Here is a 741-nt window from a genome sequence, read left to right on the forward strand (position 1 = left end):
GATATAAGTGATCAAGGCCACAATGATAACCATCATGCCGTATGACCCTCACCAGAGAATGCTTGTGTAGCACCTTGCTGGTTGTTGTAGTTGCCTTTAATTGCATAGCTGTTTTCACCAGCATCAGCATGTTCAAAGAACACCATCTGACCAATACGCATCCCTTTGCGGATGAGCAGAGAGTGCTGACGGTTCATGTTCTTGAACTCCATTGTCAGCTGTGCTCCATGCCAACCAGCATCAGCCCAACCTGCTTGCATGTGCTCAAGGAAGCAACGTGCTACCGAACTGCGAAGGATGAACTGACCACTGATTGTATTTGGCAGATTGAAAGTTTCCATAGTTGATGCTAAGAAAATAACACCCGGATGAATTACTAAGCCTTCTTCCGGGATACCAATCTTTACAAACTTTGGGCTTTCTTTTGCTGCAATGTCAACAACTGGATGACCTGCCGCAGTGGTAATATCTTCTAAAAGAATATGATCACCAATACGAACATCGATTGAAGCACTGTTAACATTCTCATGAAGGGCGTCAATGACGCCATCATCAATGAGTTTGTGGAGCTGTGGTGCGGCTAGTAAACTCATTTCTTCTCCAGCACAAATTTGTAATCAGCAGTCTGAGTATTGACCTGCTCCAAAGTTGCAATAGCGGCTTCTAAGCCACGAGCTGCCCACTGATAAGAAGTTTCATATGAACTACTACCACGAGCACGTTCACGAAGTTCTTTCAGAC

Annotated in this window: 1 protein-coding gene; it reads right to left on the minus strand. The window is 44.7% G+C overall.

All coding sequences use genetic code 11. From position 1 onward, the window contains the following. Positions 1-32: 32 nt before the first annotated feature. A complete protein-coding gene (gene dcd / locus N1032_RS25155; protein WP_259543302.1) occupies positions 33-593 on the minus strand; it encodes a dCTP deaminase in 561 nt (186 codons plus the stop codon). Positions 594-741 lie beyond the last annotated feature (148 nt).

Source organism: Herbiconiux daphne (assembly GCF_024979295.1).
GTDB classification, from domain to species: domain Bacteria; phylum Actinomycetota; class Actinomycetes; order Actinomycetales; family Microbacteriaceae; genus Herbiconiux; species Herbiconiux daphnes.

Bases quoted from the DNA above. Each gene is read 5' to 3' on its own strand.
- dcd (WP_259543302.1), bottom strand. From the start codon at position 593: ATGAGTTTACTAGCCGCACCACAGCTCCACAAACTCATTGATGATGGC.